Source organism: Hymenobacter psoromatis, assembly GCF_020012125.1.
Lineage (GTDB): Bacteria > Bacteroidota > Bacteroidia > Cytophagales > Hymenobacteraceae > Hymenobacter > Hymenobacter psoromatis.
Genome location: NZ_JAIFAG010000001.1, coordinates 150763 through 167604, shown reverse-complemented (window position 1 = coordinate 167604; position 16842 = coordinate 150763). Strand labels below are relative to the sequence as shown.

The window sequence follows — 16842 nt, the reverse complement described above, 5'->3', positions numbered from 1 at the left end:
CCTCGTGGTATCAAGACAAACTGCGCTTCGGCTTCGGGTTCCGGCTGTGGTGTTCAGGTATTTAGGAACCCGCTACACATGGCAGAATTGGTTGACGATTTCGACTGGGACAATGTCGGAGCAGGCGGCTTTGGCGGTAACTACAACGCCGAGCAGCGCGCTGAGCTGGAAAAGCTTTACAGCGACACCCTCACCACCGTTCAGGAGGAAGAGGTAATTAAAGGCACCGTGGTGGGCATGACCGACCGTGATGTTATCCTGAACATCGGCTTCAAATCAGATGGCCTCGTGCCGCTGAGCGAATTCCGCGACCTGCCCGACCTCAAGGTGGGCGACGAGGTGGACGTATTCATCGAAGACCAGGAGGATGCCAACGGCCAGCTCATCCTGAGCCGCAAGAAGGCTAAAATTAAGCAGGCCTGGAACGCGATTTACGCAGCTCTGGAGAATGATACCGTGCTGGAAGGCGTGGTGAAGCGCCGTACCAAGGGTGGCCTCATCATGGAGATGGATGGCGTAGAAGCTTTCCTCCCCGGCTCGCAAATCGACGTGAAGCCCATCCGCGACTTCGACATCTATGTGGGTCGCCGCATGGAAGTAAAAGTGGTGAAAATCAACGCCGCTTTCGACAACGTAGTGGTGTCGCACAAGGTCCTCATCGAGAAGGACCTGGAGCAGCAGCGCGAAGCCATCCTGAACAACCTCGAAAAAGGTCAGATTCTGGAAGGCAACATCAAGAACATGACCAACTTCGGCGTGTTCATCGACCTCGGCGGTGTCGATGGTCTGCTGCACATCACGGACATTTCGTGGGGCCGCATCGCTCACCCGAGCGAGGCACTGCAGCTCGACCAGAAACTCAACGTGGTGGTGTTGGACTTCGACGAGGCCAAGAAGCGTATTTCGCTGGGCCTGAAGCAGCTGACGCCGCACCCGTGGGATTCGCTGCCGGCCGACCTCGGTCCCGGCTCGCGTGTGCAGGGCCGCATCGTGAACGTGGCCGACTACGGCGCGTTTATGGAAGTGGTACCGGGCGTAGAAGGCCTGATTCACGTGTCGGAAATGAGCTGGAGCCAGCACCTGCGCAACCCGCAGGACTTCATCAAGCAGGGCGACATTGTGGAGGCAGTCGTACTGACCCTCGACCGTGAAGACCGCAAGATGAGCCTAGGTATCAAGCAACTGACCGAAGACCCGTGGACGCGTGGCGACTTCTCCGAGAAGTTTGCCGTGGGTACCAAGCACAGCGGCCAGGTGCGTAACCTCACCAACTTCGGCCTCTTCGTAGAGCTGGAAGAAGGCGTAGACGGCCTCGTGCACGTGTCGGACCTTTCGTGGACCAAGAAAGTGAAGCACCCTTCGGAAGTGGTAAAGGTTGGCGACAAGCTCGACGTAGTAGTACTCGAGTTGGATATGTCGGCCCGCCGCCTCGCCCTAGGTGTGAAGCAGCTGGAGGAAAACCCCTGGGATACTTTCCAGACGGTATTCACCCCCGGCTCGGTCCACAAGGCTACCATCACCGAGAAGTCGGACCGTGGTGCGGTGCTCGAATTGCCTTACGGCATCGAAGGCTTCGCCTACCCCAAGGGCTTGGTGAAGGAAGACGGCACGACCGCCGAAAACGGCGAGCAGCTGGACTTCCGCGTCACGGAGTTCTCCAAGGATGACCGCCGCGTGGTGCTCTCGCACACCGCCGTGTATAACAAGGAGGACGAAAGCAACCGCGTCGGCAACTCGAAATTCGCTAAGAAGTCGCCCGCTAGCGGCGCTACCACCGGCGAAGGCAAGCTGAGCGACCTCAAGAAGCCGGCTGACAAGAATACCCTTGGCGACCTCGACGCCCTCAGCGCCCTGCGCGACCAGTTGGCCACCACCGAGCGCCAGACCGCCGAGGACCGCCTGAAGTCCCGCGCCGATGCTGACGTGCCACTAGCTGGCCCGTCGCCCGACAACGCGGACATCGCCTAAGGCGCTGCGCGTGAGTTGAAAAAGAGCCCCGGCCTTGCGGTCGGGGCTCTTTTATGAGCTATAGCTTGGGCAATGTATTCTTTTAGCGTACCTTTGTGCCCCCAAGCCGGTAACGTGACCGAGCGGCTAGGTAGAGGTCTGCAAAACCTCCTACGGCGGTTCGAATCCGCCCGTTACCTCAAATAAAAACCCCACTCAGTAGTAGCCGAGTGGGGTTTTTATTTAGCCTAGTGCTGAAGTACTAGATTCCGGCCATTTTACGGCCTTTCAGATTTTGCTTGGCACCATCTAGCTGCAATTGCAGCGACTTGAGCTTTTGTTTTTCGGCATCAACCAATTTTTTCTGGGTATCAACTTGGTCTTGCAAAATCTGGGCCTTTTGGGCCTGCTGCGCAATGTAAGGGTCGCTGGAATTCACGCCACTGATACCACGTGAGCAACTAACTAGCCCTATGCTTAGGGCAGCAGCGATGAGGATTGTTTTGACAGGCATAATCATAAGAGAGTTCAGGCTTACGGGATGAAGTATATGTGTGAGCGGCTGGCCGTTAAAGTGGTAAGGCAGCACGCGGCAGGTATTAAGTAGTGTTTGCTTTTAATGAAAATGGCACTTTTCAAGCTCACAGCCGCTCCCTGATACTAAAGGGGGGTAGGGCCTCAAGCGCGGCGCACTTTGGCTGCTTTGCCGGCTACAACGGGGCTGCGGACAACTGAATAAGCCCCGCGGTGCCTACATTGCTAAGCCGCTGGCTGAGCCTGGTGGCTTATTCTTGCCCTGGCTATATGAAGATTATTGACCTGCGCACCATGCGCGGCCCGAGCTACTGGTCGGTGAAGCACTACCGGCTCATCGTGTGCAAAGTTGACTTACAAGACCTTGCCGGCGAGTGGAGCAATACCCTGGACGGCTTTGCCGAACGCCTGACGGCGCTGCTGCCCGGCATTGGGCAGCCGCACGAGCCGGGCAGCCCTTCCAGCAAGCAGCTGGCCAAGCACCCGCCCCTGTCGCAGGAGCAGCTGGCCGATGGCGAGCCGCTGGGCCACGTGGTGCAGCACGTGGCGCTGGAGCTGCAGCGCCAGGCCGGGATGCCGGTATTCTGGGGCAAAAGCTATCCGGCCCGTGAGGAAGGCGTCGAGTATGTGGTGTTTGCCTACCAAGAGGAGCGCGCCGGGCGCTACGCCGCCCAAGCTGCCGTGGAGCTGGTAGAGGCCCTGGCGAAAGGCGAGGAGTTTCATCTGAAGCCCGTGATTGACGAGCTGCACGACATTCGGGAGGAGGAGTTTTTTGGGCCCAGTACCTGGAGCATCGTAGCTGAGGCGGCCTCGCGTAATATTCCGTATATCCAACTCAAGAACAGCAATATTATCCAGCTTGGCTACGGGCACAACCAGCGCCGCATCTGGGCTACTACCACCAACCTGACCTCGCACGCCGGGGTAGAGGTGGCTGGTAATAAGAACCGCACCAAGGCCATGCTGGAAGATGGCGGCGTGCCGGTGCCGCGCGGCACCACGGTGTATTCGGAGGACGGCCTGCGCGACGCCATTGAGGAGTTGGGCTTTCCCATCGTGACCAAGCCGCTCGATGGCAACCACGGCAAGGGGGCCACCATCCGCATCATGAACTGGGAAGACGCCGCGGAGGGCCTGAAAGCCGCCAAGGAATACTCGCGAGCCGTGATTGTGGAGCAGTTTGTGGAGGGTGACGACCACCGCCTGCTGGTAGTAAACGGCAAGCTCATCGCCGCCGCCCGGCGCACGCCGGCGGCCGTGGTGGGCGATGGGCAGCTGACTGTTCAGCAGCTTATTGATAAAGTGAACACGGACCCGCGGCGGGGGGTAGGGCATGAGAAAGTGCTGACCGCCATCAAAGCCGACCAGCACACACTCGACATTTTGAAGGGCCACGACCTGACCCTCGACTCGGTGCTGCCGGCCGGCAAAACGCTGTACCTGAAGAGCACCGCCAACATCAGCACCGGCGGCACGGCCACCGACGTAACCGACCTCGTGGACCCCTACAACGTGCTGCTGGCCGAGCGCGTAGCCGGCATCGTGGGTCTCGACATCTGCGGCATCGACATGCTGACCAGCGACATTGCCATCCCGCTGAACCAGACGCGCGGGGCAGTGATTGAGGTGAATGCCGCCCCCGGCTTTCGGATGCACATCGCCCCTACCGAGGGCCTGGCGCGCAACGTGGCCGCGCCGGTTATCGACATGCTGTTTCCGCCCGGCAGCACGGCCCGCATTCCGATTATCGCCGTCACGGGCACCAACGGCAAGACGACCACTACCCGCCTCATCGCGCACCTGGTAGCCAGCATTGGCTATAAAGTGGGCTTCACGACCACCGACGGCATTTATATTCAAGGCGTGCAGCTGCAAAAAGGCGACTGCACGGGCGGCCAAAGCGCCGAGTTTGTGCTGCGCGACCCCACCGTGAACTACGCCGTGCTCGAAACGGCGCGCGGCGGCATGTTGCGCTCGGGCCTGGGCTTCCATACCTGCGACATTGCGGTGGTCACCAACGTGGCCGCTGACCACCTGGGAATGCGCGACATTTATACCGTGGAGGAAATGGCCGCCGTGAAAGGCGTGCTGCCCCGCACGGTGCGCAAAAATGGCTGGGCCGTGCTGAATGCCGACGATGACCTGGTGTATGAGATGGGCCGCCATCTGGAGTGCCGGGTGGCCTATTTCTCGATGAATGAGCATAACCCGCGCATTCAGGAGCACGTGGAGGCCGGCGGCGTGGCCGCCGTGTACGAGGAAGGCTACCTCACCATTTACAAGAACTCGTACAAGCTGCGCATCGACCGGGCGGTGGAGTTCCCGGTCACGCTGGGGGGTAGGGCCACGTTCAACATCGAAAATGCGCTGGCCGCCGCGCTGGCCGGCTACCTGGCGGGCTTCGACAAAGACACGATTAAGACGGCCTTCCGCACCTTCATCCCCTCGGCTACCAAAACGCCGGGCCGCATGAACGTGTACAAGTTTCCGCGCTTTGAGGTGATTGTGGACTACGCCCACAACACGGCCGGCATTACGCGCTTCGCCGAGTTTATGGACGCCACCACGGCGACCTGCAAGATGGGGGTAGTGAGCGGCCTGGGCGACCGCCGCGACGAGGATACGCTGGGCTTTGCCCGCATCGCGGGTCGCATTTTTGATGAAGTTATTTTGCGGCAGGACCGTGACCTGCGCGGTAAAACTGCCGAGCAACTGCGCGAGATTATGACCCGCGGCCTGCGCCTGGATAAGGCGGAACTGCCGATTACTTACATTGAAAATGAGCTGGAAGCCATTGACCACGTGCTAGCTACCGCGCCCGACGGCGCGGTAGTGGTGCTGCTGACGGAAGACATCGCGGGCGTGCTCAAGAAGCTCGATGCGTTTGAGGCGGGGGGTAGGGCCACTGATTAGACAACTGCTGCATAAGTTGTAGAGACGCGACCCTTCGCGTCTCTCTTCGCGTGAATGATTGCCCAACGAAGAGAGACGCGAAGGGTCGCGTCTCTACAGACCTAAAGGCTTTCACAAGTAACGATTTATCTATTCACCCATGAACTACCTCGCGCAAATAGCCTTGGCGGCCGTTGCTTTGGGGCTGGCGGCTTCCTGCCAGTCGTCTTCTACCTCGGAAAAAACTACGGCTGGCACTGGCGGCAATAAAGACCTGAACGGCCTGTTCGGGCAGTACTGGGATAAACAGTCGCGGCTGGACCCGCTGGCCGCGACGGGACAGGGCGACAGCCGCTACAACGACATCTTGCCCAATGACCAGACGCAGGCGTGGCGTGATACGCTGGGCGCATTTTACCAGAATTATTTGGGTAAGCTGGAAAAATACGACCGCAACGCGCTGGACGACAACGACAAAATCAGCTACGACATCTTTCAGTATGAGATGCAGCAGCGGCTGGCGGGCCTCAAGCTCACTACCTGGATGCTACCGTTTCAGCAGTTTTGGGGCCTCCCCCTCACGCTGGGGCAGTACGGCTCGGGGCAGGGCAACCAACCTTTCAAAACGGTGAAGGACTACGACAACTGGCTGGGCCGGGTGCACGGCTATACGCTGTGGGCCGACTCAGCCATTGGCAACTTCCGGCGCGGGATGCGGGCGGGGGTAGTGCTGCCCAAGTCGCTGGTGACGAAGATGATTCCGCAGATGCGCGGCAAGGATATCGTGGTGACGGACCCCACCAAATCGCTGTTTTACGGGCCGATAAAGCTGCTGCCCAAAAGCTTTTCGGCGGCCGATAAGCAGCGCATCACCGAAGCCTATAAAAAGGCCATTATGACCGAGCTGGTGCCGACGTATCAGAAGCTGGGCAATTTTCTGGAGCAGGAATATTTGCCGAAGGCGCGGCTGACGAGCGGGATTTCGGCGGTGCCGGGCGGGGCGGGCATGTACGACTACGATGTAGCGTACTGGACCACGACCAGCAAAACGCCCGCCGACATCTACCAGACCGGCCTCTCGGAAGTGGCCCGCATCAAGGGCGAGATGGAGAAGGTGAAGGCGCAGGTTGGCTTTAAGGGCGACCTACCGGCGTTTTTCACCTACCTCAAAACGGACAAGAAATTTATGCCCTATACCCAGCCGGGGCAGGTGCTGGACGCTTTCCGCAAGATTCAGGCGACCATCGACCCGAATCTGAAGAAGATGTTTGGGCACGTGCCCAAAACGCCGTTTGAGATTCGGCAGACCGAAAAGTTCCGCGAAGCCTCCGCTTCGGCCGAGTACAACCCCGGCTCGCCCGACGGCAGCCGGCCGGGCGTGTTCTACGTGCCGATTGCCGACGCCACGAAGTTCAACACCACCTCGGGCATGGAATCGCTGTTTTTGCACGAGGCTATTCCGGGGCACCACTACCAGATTTCGTTGCAGCAGGAAAACCAGGACCTGCCCAAGTTCCGGCAGTTTGCCTGGTACGGGGCAATGGGCGAGGGTTGGGCGCTTTACTCCGAAAGCCTGGGCAAGGAGCTGGGCCTCTACACCGACCCCTACCAGTACATGGGCGCGCTCGGCGACGAGATGCACCGCGCCGTGCGCCTGGTAGTAGACACTGGCCTGCACGCCCGCAACATGACCCGCGAGCAGGCCATCAAATACATGATGGATAACGAGCCCATCAGCGAGGATGGGGCCACGGCCGAGATTGAGCGCTACATGGCCATTCCGGGCCAGGCGCTGAGCTACAAAACTGGCCAGCTCAAAATCCGCGAGCTACGCACCCGCTACGAAAAGGCGTTGGGCAGCAAGTTCAAGCTCAGCGACTTTCACGACGAGTTGCTCAAAGACGGCGTAATGCCGCTGGCCGTGCTCGAAAAGAAGATGGACGCCTGGGCGGCCGGGGTGAAGTAGGCCGAACAGGCTTACACAAAAGACAAAAGCCGTTGGTCCCTGCGAGCGCTTTGTTCGCAGGGACCAACGGCTTTTGCGTGAGTTCTACACTATTCCCTACCCCTGCTTTTTCCGCAGCAGTGCCACTAACCCAACCACCGCGCCGGCCACGGCCAGCGCTTTGAGCCAGGGATTTACCAGCGGGGGCGGCACCGAGCGCACGCCGCTAGCATCGGCCACGGCGGGCTCGTGGGCATAGCGCCCGATTTTGGGCCGGGCTTCGGCGTTGAAATGCGTCGCCAGGTCGGCCAGCTGCTGGCGCAGCGCCTCGCCGTGCATGGCAATGCCGTGGCCGGTGGCGGCCACTTCGGGCGCAAGGGCCAGCAGGGCGGCCACCGAGCGGCGGGCCGCGTCCCAGTCGGGGGTGAAGTAGGCGGGCGGGCCGTGCACCTGCTGTTTTTGAGTGAGGGTAGCCAGCGCCGACTCGCCCACGACCGTCGTGAAAGCATCGCCGGCCACGAGCACCTTATCCGCGTTGCGGAAGAACGACACGTGGCCGGGCGTGTGGCCGGGGGTAGGCAGCCAGCGCCAGCCGGGCAGGCCGGGCACAGTGTGGTCGGTGGGCAGCGGTTGCACCCGCGCGCCGAAGTCGTAGGGCTGCCGGGGGTAGAGAAACGAACTCCAGGCCATGAGACCCCCGCCCACCGTGGGGTCGGCCGGGGGGTAGGCCGAGCGGCCGGTGAGGTAGGGCAGCTCCAGCGGGTGGGCATACACGGGCACGTCGGGCCAGGTTTCGAGCAGTCCGGCCAGGCCCCCGGCGTGGTCGAAGTGGCCGTGCGTCAACAAGATGGCCACTGGGGGGGTAGGGCCGAACGCTTCTGCGGCGTGCCGCCTGATTTTTTCGGCCGAGCCCGCCAGGCCGGCATCAACCAGCACCCAATCGCCAGCGGGCTGCGCCGGGTCGGCGGCGGCGTAGTAGAGATTCACGAACACGTCGCGCAGCACGTGCAGGCCGGGCGCAACGGCCATAAAAGCGGGCGTACTGGCCCGCGAGGCGTGGTTGGAAGTCATAAGCAGCGTGGCACAAGCTTCAGCTTATGCGAATTAAGCAGGAAAGAAAGTAGCATACGGCAGTTAGCCGAGAACAGCGACGCACCCCGGCTTGCCGGCTGAAAAGTCGCGCGCCGCAGCAAGCTAGCTCACCCTACCCCCCCAGCCTGCTTCTCCGGCCTGAGTGCCTAAAAAGGGGAGTGAGTTGGGGTCCGACCCCAACTCACTCCCCTTTTTAGGCACTCGGGTTCACTTTATAAGCACTCGGGTTCGCTTTTTGGGGAGTTGAGCTCTCTTTTTAGGGAGTTGACTTCGCTTTTCAGGCAACTGACCTCCTAAAAAGTGGAGTGCAGTAGGGTCGGACCCCAACTCACTCCTCTTTTTGGGCAGTCGTTGCCCGAATCTCACCCGAGATGCTCAACGATGGGCGGGGGCGAGCCCCGCACCCAACTGCGTTGCCGCCGAAATCGCGCAATCGGTTGCTCCGCTACTCCCGCGTGAGCCGCAGCACTTGGCTGAATTGCGCGCCCTGCACCCGCACCAGGTAGGTACCCCGGCTCAGCGTGCCCAGGGCTAGGGCGGCAGTGCTGCCGCCGCCTACCGCCCGCGCCGGCAGCACTGCCCGGCCCAGCAGGTCGAATACCGTGATGGTGTAATTGCCGGGGGGTAGGCCGGTCAGGTCGAGGGTAGCGAGACTGGTACCGACCGGGTTGGGGTAGAGGCGGGCCAGTGCGGCGGCCGCGGCGGGGGTAGTGGCCAGCGGCGCGGCCGGGGCGCTCAGCCGGTAGATGGTGCCGCTCTGGTCATCCGAAATCAACAGGCCACCTTGTGGGTCCACGGCCGTATCGACGGGCCGGCCCCAGGCGCTACCAACGGTGGGGCCGCTGAAGCCCGCCACCAGGTCCTGCTGCGCGCCGGGCGCTTGGGTGGTCGGGTTCCAGGGAAAATAAACCACCTTGTAGCCGGCGGGCGCGGTGCGGTTCCAAGAGCCGTGCAGGGCGATAACGGCCGCCTGCTTATACGCCGCCGGAAAGGCCGTGCCCTGCAAAAACGTGAGGCCCAGCGCCGCCGAGTGCGCCGGAATCCCTTTGCTGATGCGCGTCATGGCGGCCGCGGCCACGTGGCCGTCGCGGTTCCAGTCGTAGTCGCGGTCGAAGGGCATGTTGTCCCAGCCCGAGTCCGTGTCGGGGTTGGGGTTGAAGAATGGCCAGCCGTAGTTGGCCCCGTCGTTCACCTGCGTAAACTCGTCGGGCGGGTGGTTGTCCACGTACTCCGGCAGCACCTGGCCGTATTTGCCCGTGCCGTCGTTGAGGGGGTAGGGCGTGTTATCGCGGTTGTTCACCGCCACCCACAGCGTGTTGGTGCCGGGCACGAAGGCCAGGCCCTCGGCATTGCGCAGGCCGCGGGCAAAGAGCCGGCGGTTGCTGCCATCGGCCTCATATTGGTAAATGGCCCCGCGCACCGGGTCGCTCTGCGTGTCGGAGAGGCAGGCGTTGCAGCTGGAGGCGACGCTGACGTAGAGCTTATCGTTGCCGTCGAGGGCTATATTCTTGAGCGCGTGGGCGTAGGCACCCTGCAATTCGGGCGTGCTGGCATCGGGCAAGCCGGTAATTATAACCTGGCGGCCTTGGCCCGTGAGGTCGCCAGCCTGATACACGTAGCGGTTTATCTGGTTGCTTTCACTCAAATACAAATAAGTAGTGCTCCCAATGGTGTGAAAGACCATATCGTGCGGCTGGCGCAGGCCGGCCACAAAGTCGGTCACCACCGGCGGCCCGCCCGCGCTACCCGGCCGCACCAGCGCCACCTTACCCGCCCCCGGCTGCGACACCAGCAGATTACCATCGGGCGTCATCGCCAGAAACCGCGCCCCCGGCACCCGCGCGTACACCGCAATGGCAAAGCCGGCCGGCACCCGCAGCGTGCGCGGCACGTCGAAGGGCGCGCCAGCCAGCGTGGCCGGCACCGTGAGGGTTACCGTGGCTGGCGCGGGCAGCTGGGCGCGGGCGGGCCCGGCCAGCGCCAGGCCGAGGCCGGCTGCCAGCACCAAGTGGCAAAAGGTAGGGTAGGAAGTAGTTTTCATGGAGAAAAGAAAGCAAAAACAGCCAGACGGTTTCGCGGGGCAAATCAGGCAGGCCGCGTGGCAGTGCGCGGGCCGCATGAAGCTGAGCTAAAGTTAGCTACGGCAAGCTAAAGCTTACCCTACCCCCCGGCTGCGCCCCAACTCCCGGCCCCGGCCCGCGTAAGCCTGACCATTTCGCAACTGCTTATGAACCTCAACAACTTTGAGCTGGCCTTCGTGTTGGGTCGGCTGCTGCTGGGCCTCAACTTCCTGCTGCACGGGCTGGTGCGCCTACCCAAGCTGGCCGCGTTCAGCGCCGGCATCGAGAAGGAATTTGCCACCGCGCCGCTGCCCCCGGCCCTGGTCAGCGCCTACGCCCACGCCCTACCCTTCGCCGAAGGCAGCATCGGCCTGCTGCTACTGCTGGGGCTGTGGACGCGCCCGGCGCTGGTAGCCGCCATGCTGGTGCTAATGAGCCTGGTCTTCGGCAGCAGCCTGCTGGAAAAGTGGAGCCTGGTGGGCGACCAGCTACTCTACGGCCTCTATATCATTACGCTGGTGCTGCATTTGCAGCGCAACCGCCTGTGCCTCGACCCGGTAGCGGCCACCTGAGTAGTTACACGTGTGGCAGAGATACTTTGCGTTGTAAACGCCAGCTGAGCAAGCTGTTCCTTTTGGTTAATTACCAAAATCTTCTGCTACTTGCTCACTGATAATTGCTCACTGTTCATTGACGAAAGTGCCTACCCCTCCCCTACCGGCCGAAGCCGCGCGCTTTCCGCGGGCGGTGCCCTTCATTATCGGCAACGAGGTAGCCGAGCGCTTCAGCTACTATGGGATGCGAGCCATTCTGCCCACATTTCTGGTGGCGCAGTTTTTCAACCCCACGCACAGCGCGGCGCTCACGGCGGCGGCCGAGGCGCGGGCCAATGACTTCGTGCACTCGTTCGCGGCGCTGGGCTACGCGCTGCCGGTGGTGGGCGCGCTGCTAGCCGACTGGGTGCTGGGCAAGTACCGCGTTATCCTGTGGCTGTCGTTGTTTTATTGCCTGGGCCACGCGCTGCTGGCGGCCTACACCGAGGATTTGGCGGGCTTTCGGGCGGGGCTCATTGTGATTGCCATTGGCATGGGCGGCATTAAATCGAGCGTAACGGCCAACCTCGGCGACCAGTTCGACCAGCAAAATGCCCACCTGCTACCGAAGGCTTACGGCTGGTTTCAGCTGGCCATTGATGCGGGAGCGGCGGTGTCTACGGCGCTCATCCCGGAGCTGTATGCCTACGCTGGCGCGGCCTGGGCCTTCGGCGTGCCGGGGCTACTGATGGGGGCGGCGGCATTCACGTTCTGGCGGGGGCGGCGGCACTACGTGCGGGTGCCGCCCACCGGCTTGCGCGCCGGCCTGCGCCACGCGCTGGGGCCGGGCGAAAGCCGCGCCGCGCTGCGCCGGGTGGGCGTCATTTTCCTGTTCATCCCGGTGCTGTGGGCGCTTTACAACCAGAGCGAGTCGGAGTGGGTGCTGCAAGCGGCGCACCTCGACCGCCACCTGTGGCCCGGCTACGCGCCGCTACCCGAGCAGCTGCAGATTCTGGGTATCGTGTTCGGCATCGGGCTCAATCCGCTGCTGACCTACCGCATTTACCCGGCGCTGGCGCGGCGCGGCATCCGGGCCACGCCGCTGCGACGCATGGGACTCGGGATGGTGCTGGTGGCGCTGGCCGTGGGCATTATCGCGGGCGTGCAGCACGGCCTCGATGGGGGGGGTAGCCCCTCGGTGTGGTGGCAGGTACTGGCCTACTTCGTGGTGGCTGGCGGCACGCTCATGGTGGCCGTCACGGGCCTCGAATTCGCCTACACCCACGCGCCGCCGGCCCTCAAGAGCCTGACGACTTCGCTGTGGCTGCTCACCATTGCGGGCGGCAATTATTTCCTGGCCCTGATGAACGCCAGCATTGTGCGGGGCGGCTTTTTTGCCCGGTTTCAGGGCGCGAATTACTACTGGTTTTTCGTGGGCTTGATGGCCGTGAACTTCACGTTGTTTATCCTGGTGGCGACGCGGCTCACCCAGAAAACGTATGTTGGTCCCCTACCCCTCTCACTGGAGCCATTGGCGGAGTAGACAGCTAGCAAAATGGCTATGGGTATTCCCCCCAGGGCCGGCCACTGGGGCGCTTGGGCAAAATATTGAAACGCTGAAGCTGCTCAATATGATGGCTTTTACAAACGCCACTCATTTTGATAGCGGGTTGCGCACAGTTTTCGACCCGGCATGGTTTATTGCTTGCCTCGAATGTGTTGCGAGCCTCGTAATCAGCCATCATGGCGCTATAAATCAGCCAAGTAGCCGGCTGGGTATAGGGTTCGCTCAACCAATCTTTTATTTCAATGGCTGGTACCTGAAATAGGTATTCTTTGTTGCTAAAATTCCACTCACGACCAGTCTGCCAATAGTGGGAACAGTGTGGGCATTGCCACAATTTCAGTTTCGAGACATCCTGTTCAGCAAGCACCAGCAGCTTCTTAGCAAGCGCACGGGATTCGCTTATTCGCTTGTTGATGCTAGCGCGCGTGAGCTTAAGAGCAGGGTAGCTAGTACAAGAGCAGTTCATTACCTCGAAAATAGTTGGAATAACGTCGTACTAATGACCATCCAACACTAACTCCAGCAAGAATCCTTGCTGTAAAAGAGAAGTGCCACTTCGTGAGCAGACTGAACATTTACAAGCGCTGCTAGGTCGTAGGCTTACTACTTTAACCTGCCCGCATCCTACTCCCCATGCAGCACATCACCGCCGCCGACATTACGGCTTTTGAAAAAGTTTACCGCCTTAATTTCGTGAATGGCCTGCCGGGCTACAAGCCGGCCAACCTCGTGGGCACGGCCGCGCCCGATGGCCGCACCAACCTCGCCATTTTCAGCTCGGTGCTACACCTGGGCTCCGACCCGGCGGTGCTGGGCATGGTAACGCGCCCTACCACCGTGCCGCGCCATACCTACCAGAATATCAAGGACAACGGCGGTGCCTACACCCTGAACCACGTGCCACTGCCGCTGGCGGCCCAGGCCCACTACACGTCGGCCAATTTTGAGGATGAGTCGGAGTTTGAGGCCTGCGGCTTCACGGCTGTTTTTCGGGATGATTTTCCGGCACCCTACGTGGCCGAGAGTCCGCTCAGCATCGGGCTGCGGCTAAAGGAAGAGCACGCTATTTTCAACGGCACGGTGCTGCTGGTGGGTACCGTCGAGCACGTGTACCTGCGCCCCGAGGCCCTGCGTCCCGACGGCACCCTGGACCTGGCCGCCGCCGCCACGGCCGCCATTTCGGGCCTCGATGGCTACCATCAGGTGCTGCCGCCCGTGCGCTACGGCTATGCCCGGCCGGGGCAGTTTCCGCAGCCTATAGCGTGAGCTGCTAGCTAGTGGGTTATAGCTGTTGGCTGTTCGTTTTTTTCATCGAACGCGGCCAACAGCTACAAGCTACATACTACCCGTATTGCTGTTTTTACCCGAAGTCGGAGTTTTGGGCGGGGTCATATTCTGGTCTATCGAACCCATTTTGCCGCTTGCCGTTTGGGGCGAAGTGGTGTTATTGCCAGCCGGGGCTGAATTGAGCTGCTCGTTGACCGTGGCGTGCTTGAGCGCTTGGGCCGAGCCGACGCCAATGGGCGTAGTCACGATTTGGCGGTTGTTGACGCTGTCGGCGTTCGCATCGGCGTTGGTGTAGCCGGGCGGATTGCTGAAGCCGGTGCGCTCCTGCGGGTTTTTGCCGGGGCTATAATTGTAGTCGCAGGCCGTGAGCAGGGTAGCTACGCTGCCCAGCAGCAGGGCCAGGGCGGGGCGAAAAGAAACTTTCATTCGAAAAGCAGGTAGTTTACTGGTGCAAAGATGCAGCCCGCCCGCCGTTTTTACTCGCAAGGTGGCCGTTGGGTTTTAAGAAGGGGGTAGGGAGAATGTGCGGTAAGCTTTAGCTTGCCAGCTTAAAAACAAACCTCATAAATAGCTTCCAACCGCCGCAGCGCGTTGCTTACTCTTTAATTTGATAACCGGCAGGCTAAAGCTTGCCGCGCACCCGCCTACCCCCCATCCCACCCTTATGCTTCGCCGCACCCTCACTGCCCTGGCGCGCACGGCGCTGCTGCCCGCGCGCGGGGCTGCGCTGCTGTACCGGGCGGGGCGGGCGCACCAGCATTTTTTCGAGCCCGTGCTCAACGGCGCGCTCGGCGACCAGCTGGCCGCGCGCCACGACCCGCGCGCCATTGCCCTGAGCTTTCGGCGCGGGGGCCGCGACGTGGCCGTGGCCGAGTTGGGCCTGAGCACGCTGCACCAAAAAACGGTGGTGTTCGTGCACGGGCTGATGGGCGACGAGCTTATCTGGCAAACCGGCTTTCAGGATGCGCCCGCCGGGCCGCTGCGCTACGGGCCGCGCCTGGCCGCCGAGCGGGGCTGCCGCCCGCTCTACGTGCGCTACAATTCGGGCCTGCACATCTCCGAAAATGGCCGCGCCCTGAGCCAGCTGCTTACGGAGCTGGTGGCGGCCTACCCCCACGCCGTGGGCGAGCTGGTGCTCGTGGGCCACAGCATGGGCGGCCTGCTCATCCGCTCGGCGGGGTATTACGCTTCTTCGATTATCAGCAAGCAGTTGTCAGTTAGCAATGAGCAGGTGCCTAAACCGCGCGGAAGACCCAAAAAACCGATACCTGGTAACTGTTCCCTACTAACTGAAAAAGCGCCTTGGCTGGCGCACTTGCGCACGGTATTTCTACTGGGCGTGCCGCACGAGGGCTCGTACCTGGAGCAAAACGGCCGGCTGGTAGAGCGCCTGCTGAAGCGCATCAACCTGATGCCCACGCGGTTTGTGAGCGAGGCCATTGCGCGGCGCTCCAATGGCATCAAGGACCTGGGCGAGTCGCTGCTGGTGGACGAAGACTGGCAGCAGCCCGACGACCCGGCCCTACCCCGGCCCCGCACGCCGGTGCCGCTGCTGCCCGGCGTGCGCTACCACGTGCTGGTGGGCGAGTGGCTGCGCGCCAGCCGCCCGCAGGTGCTGCGCGAGTATTTTGGCGATGGCCTGGTGGGGGCAACCAGCGGCCGGGCTACCGAGCTGGCCGACGAAACAGCGTTGCCGCCTGGCACCGCCGTGCGCACGGCGCGCTTTGCCGGGCAGCACCATAGCGGGCTGCTGCACCACCCGGCGGTGTACCAATACCTGCAGCAGTGGATGTAGGCCGCATGAAGTTGGGCCCAAGCTAAACTTTTAGCAGCCAAGCGCGTCTAGCCGGGTAGGGAGTTGCCCGCGGGGGGTAGCCGGTTGGATTTTTACAGTCATTATTTTTATGAAATCACTACTTTACTTTCTTTGCACGCTGGCTTTGCTGGCCCGCACCGCCGCCGCGCAGACGATTACCAACGCTGGCTTCGAAACCTGGGTTACCCGCGATAGCGTGGAGGCCCCCACCGGCTGGCTGAACACGGATGATGTATATGCCTATTATTATAATAAGCCAACCGGCACTTTTGACATAGGGGCCGTCACCAAATCCACAGACGCGCACAGCGGCAACTATGCCGCCAAGCTAACCACTACCAGCGTGCCCTTGACCAATAATAGCACGGCGCTGGTACCGGGCCTACTGGTACTGGGCGCTCAAGCCGGAAAGTATAATTTTCTGGGCATCCCCGTCGGCGGTACTGGCTACAACAAGCGGCCTACCCAAATGCAGTTCTCCTACAAATTTAGTGGGGCAGATGCAGACTCAGCACTCGCGCTGGTGTACCTCAGCAGCTCGAGCAACGGCAAGCCCGTTGTGGCCGGAATAGGCGGGCAGTATCTGGCAGCTTCTGCCACGTATGTCACCGTTAGTCTTCCCATCACCTACGACCCTAATAATAGCACTGTGCCCGACTCCATCCACATCATATTCGCGTCGGGTTATAGCCAGCATATTGGCAGTAACTTCCCAACTAATGTCAAAGCCGGCTCGACGCTGCTGGTGGATGATATTTCGCTGAGCGGGGGCGGCGTGCTGGCCACGCGGGCCGATGCCGGCACGCAGGCGCAGCTCACGGTAGCGCCTAACCCCGCCCCGGCGGGCCGCTTCCAGCTGGCGGCCGCCGAGCCAGCGCTGGCCTCGGCCGCCTACACGGTATTCGATATGCTGGGCCAGGTAGTGGCGCGGCAGCCCGCGCTGGCCGTGCCCAGCTCCACCCGCGAGCTGGATTTAAGTGGCCTGCGCACGGGCATCTATCAATTGCGCCTCGACTCGCCGAAAGGCCTGATAACCCGCCAGCTGGTGGTGCAATAGGGAGTGGGTAGTAGGGGAATGTGAAAGAACAGTCCTGCTCACCTGGCATACCAAAAGAAGCATCTTGTCCGCGCAACTAACCCTACTCATTGGAGTTAGCTACGCGAGCGAG

The 16842-nt window shown here is 61.6% G+C and carries 13 protein-coding genes and 1 tRNA gene; 9 read left to right on the top strand and 5 right to left on the bottom strand.

Annotated features, from left to right (window positions below):
* Nucleotides 1–78: 78 nt before the first annotated feature.
* A complete protein-coding gene (rpsA, locus tag LC531_RS00765) occupies nt 79–1968 on the top strand; it encodes a 30S ribosomal protein S1 (protein WP_223648417.1) in 1890 nt (629 codons plus the stop codon).
* 108 nt (nt 1969–2076) lie between these two features.
* Nucleotides 2077–2147: transfer RNA gene (locus LC531_RS00760), tRNA-Cys, on the top strand.
* A gap of 62 nt (nt 2148–2209) precedes the next feature.
* Here LC531_RS00760 and LC531_RS00755 read toward each other — a convergent pair.
* The gene (locus tag LC531_RS00755; protein ID WP_223648416.1) at nt 2210–2536 is read right to left on the bottom strand and encodes a hypothetical protein; all 327 of its coding nucleotides are present in this window, start codon (nt 2534–2536) and stop codon (nt 2210–2212) included.
* 215 nt (nt 2537–2751) lie between these two features.
* Between LC531_RS00755 and cphA the strand changes: the two genes are divergently transcribed.
* On the top strand, nt 2752–5394 hold the full coding sequence (gene cphA, locus LC531_RS00750; protein WP_223648415.1) for a cyanophycin synthetase: 2643 nt from the start codon (nt 2752–2754) through the stop codon (nt 5392–5394).
* 139 nt (nt 5395–5533) lie between these two features.
* A complete protein-coding gene (locus LC531_RS00745) occupies nt 5534–7339 on the top strand; it encodes a DUF885 domain-containing protein (protein WP_223648414.1) in 1806 nt (601 codons plus the stop codon).
* Between the two features lie 96 nt (nt 7340–7435).
* On the opposite strand, the gene LC531_RS00740 is transcribed toward LC531_RS00745, so the two are convergent.
* Together LC531_RS00740 and LC531_RS00735 are read right to left on the bottom strand one after the other, a co-directional pair.
* Nucleotides 7436–8389 carry an MBL fold metallo-hydrolase gene (locus LC531_RS00740; protein ID WP_223648413.1) on the bottom strand — a complete coding sequence of 318 codons (954 nt, stop codon included), beginning with the start codon at nt 8387–8389 and terminating at the stop codon, nt 7436–7438.
* A gap of 466 nt (nt 8390–8855) precedes the next feature.
* The gene (locus LC531_RS00735; protein WP_223648412.1) at nt 8856–10451 is read right to left on the bottom strand and encodes a PQQ-dependent sugar dehydrogenase; all 1596 of its coding nucleotides are present in this window, start codon (nt 10449–10451) and stop codon (nt 8856–8858) included.
* Between the two features lie 186 nt (nt 10452–10637).
* Between LC531_RS00735 and LC531_RS00730 the strand changes: the two genes are divergently transcribed.
* A complete protein-coding gene (locus LC531_RS00730; RefSeq protein WP_223648411.1) occupies nt 10638–11042 on the top strand; it encodes a DoxX family membrane protein in 405 nt (134 codons plus the stop codon).
* Nucleotides 11043–11169: 127 nt separating this feature from the next.
* The gene (locus tag LC531_RS00725; RefSeq protein ID WP_223648410.1) at nt 11170–12546 is read left to right on the top strand and encodes a POT family MFS transporter; all 1377 of its coding nucleotides are present in this window, start codon (nt 11170–11172) and stop codon (nt 12544–12546) included.
* A gap of 16 nt (nt 12547–12562) precedes the next feature.
* Here the strand turns inward: LC531_RS00725 and LC531_RS00720 are convergent, their stop codons facing one another.
* The gene (locus tag LC531_RS00720) at nt 12563–13036 is read right to left on the bottom strand and encodes a hypothetical protein (protein WP_223648409.1); all 474 of its coding nucleotides are present in this window, start codon (nt 13034–13036) and stop codon (nt 12563–12565) included.
* 167 nt (nt 13037–13203) lie between these two features.
* On the opposite strand from LC531_RS00720, the gene LC531_RS00715 reads away from it, so the two are divergent.
* Entirely contained in the window at nt 13204–13836 is a 633-nt protein-coding gene (locus LC531_RS00715; protein ID WP_223648408.1) for a flavin reductase family protein, read from the top strand.
* A gap of 69 nt (nt 13837–13905) precedes the next feature.
* On the opposite strand, the gene LC531_RS00710 is transcribed toward LC531_RS00715, so the two are convergent.
* On the bottom strand, nt 13906–14283 hold the full coding sequence (locus tag LC531_RS00710) for a hypothetical protein (RefSeq protein WP_223648407.1): 378 nt from the start codon (nt 14281–14283) through the stop codon (nt 13906–13908).
* Between the two features lie 238 nt (nt 14284–14521).
* Between LC531_RS00710 and LC531_RS00705 the strand changes: the two genes are divergently transcribed.
* Complete coding sequence (locus tag LC531_RS00705) at nt 14522–15652, top strand: esterase/lipase family protein (RefSeq protein WP_223648406.1); 1131 nt, start codon at nt 14522–14524, stop codon at nt 15650–15652.
* A gap of 109 nt (nt 15653–15761) precedes the next feature.
* Nucleotides 15762–16730, top strand: coding sequence for a T9SS type A sorting domain-containing protein (locus LC531_RS00700; protein WP_223648405.1), 969 nt, complete (start codon nt 15762–15764; stop codon nt 16728–16730).
* The last annotated feature ends 112 nt before the right edge of the window (nt 16731–16842 follow it).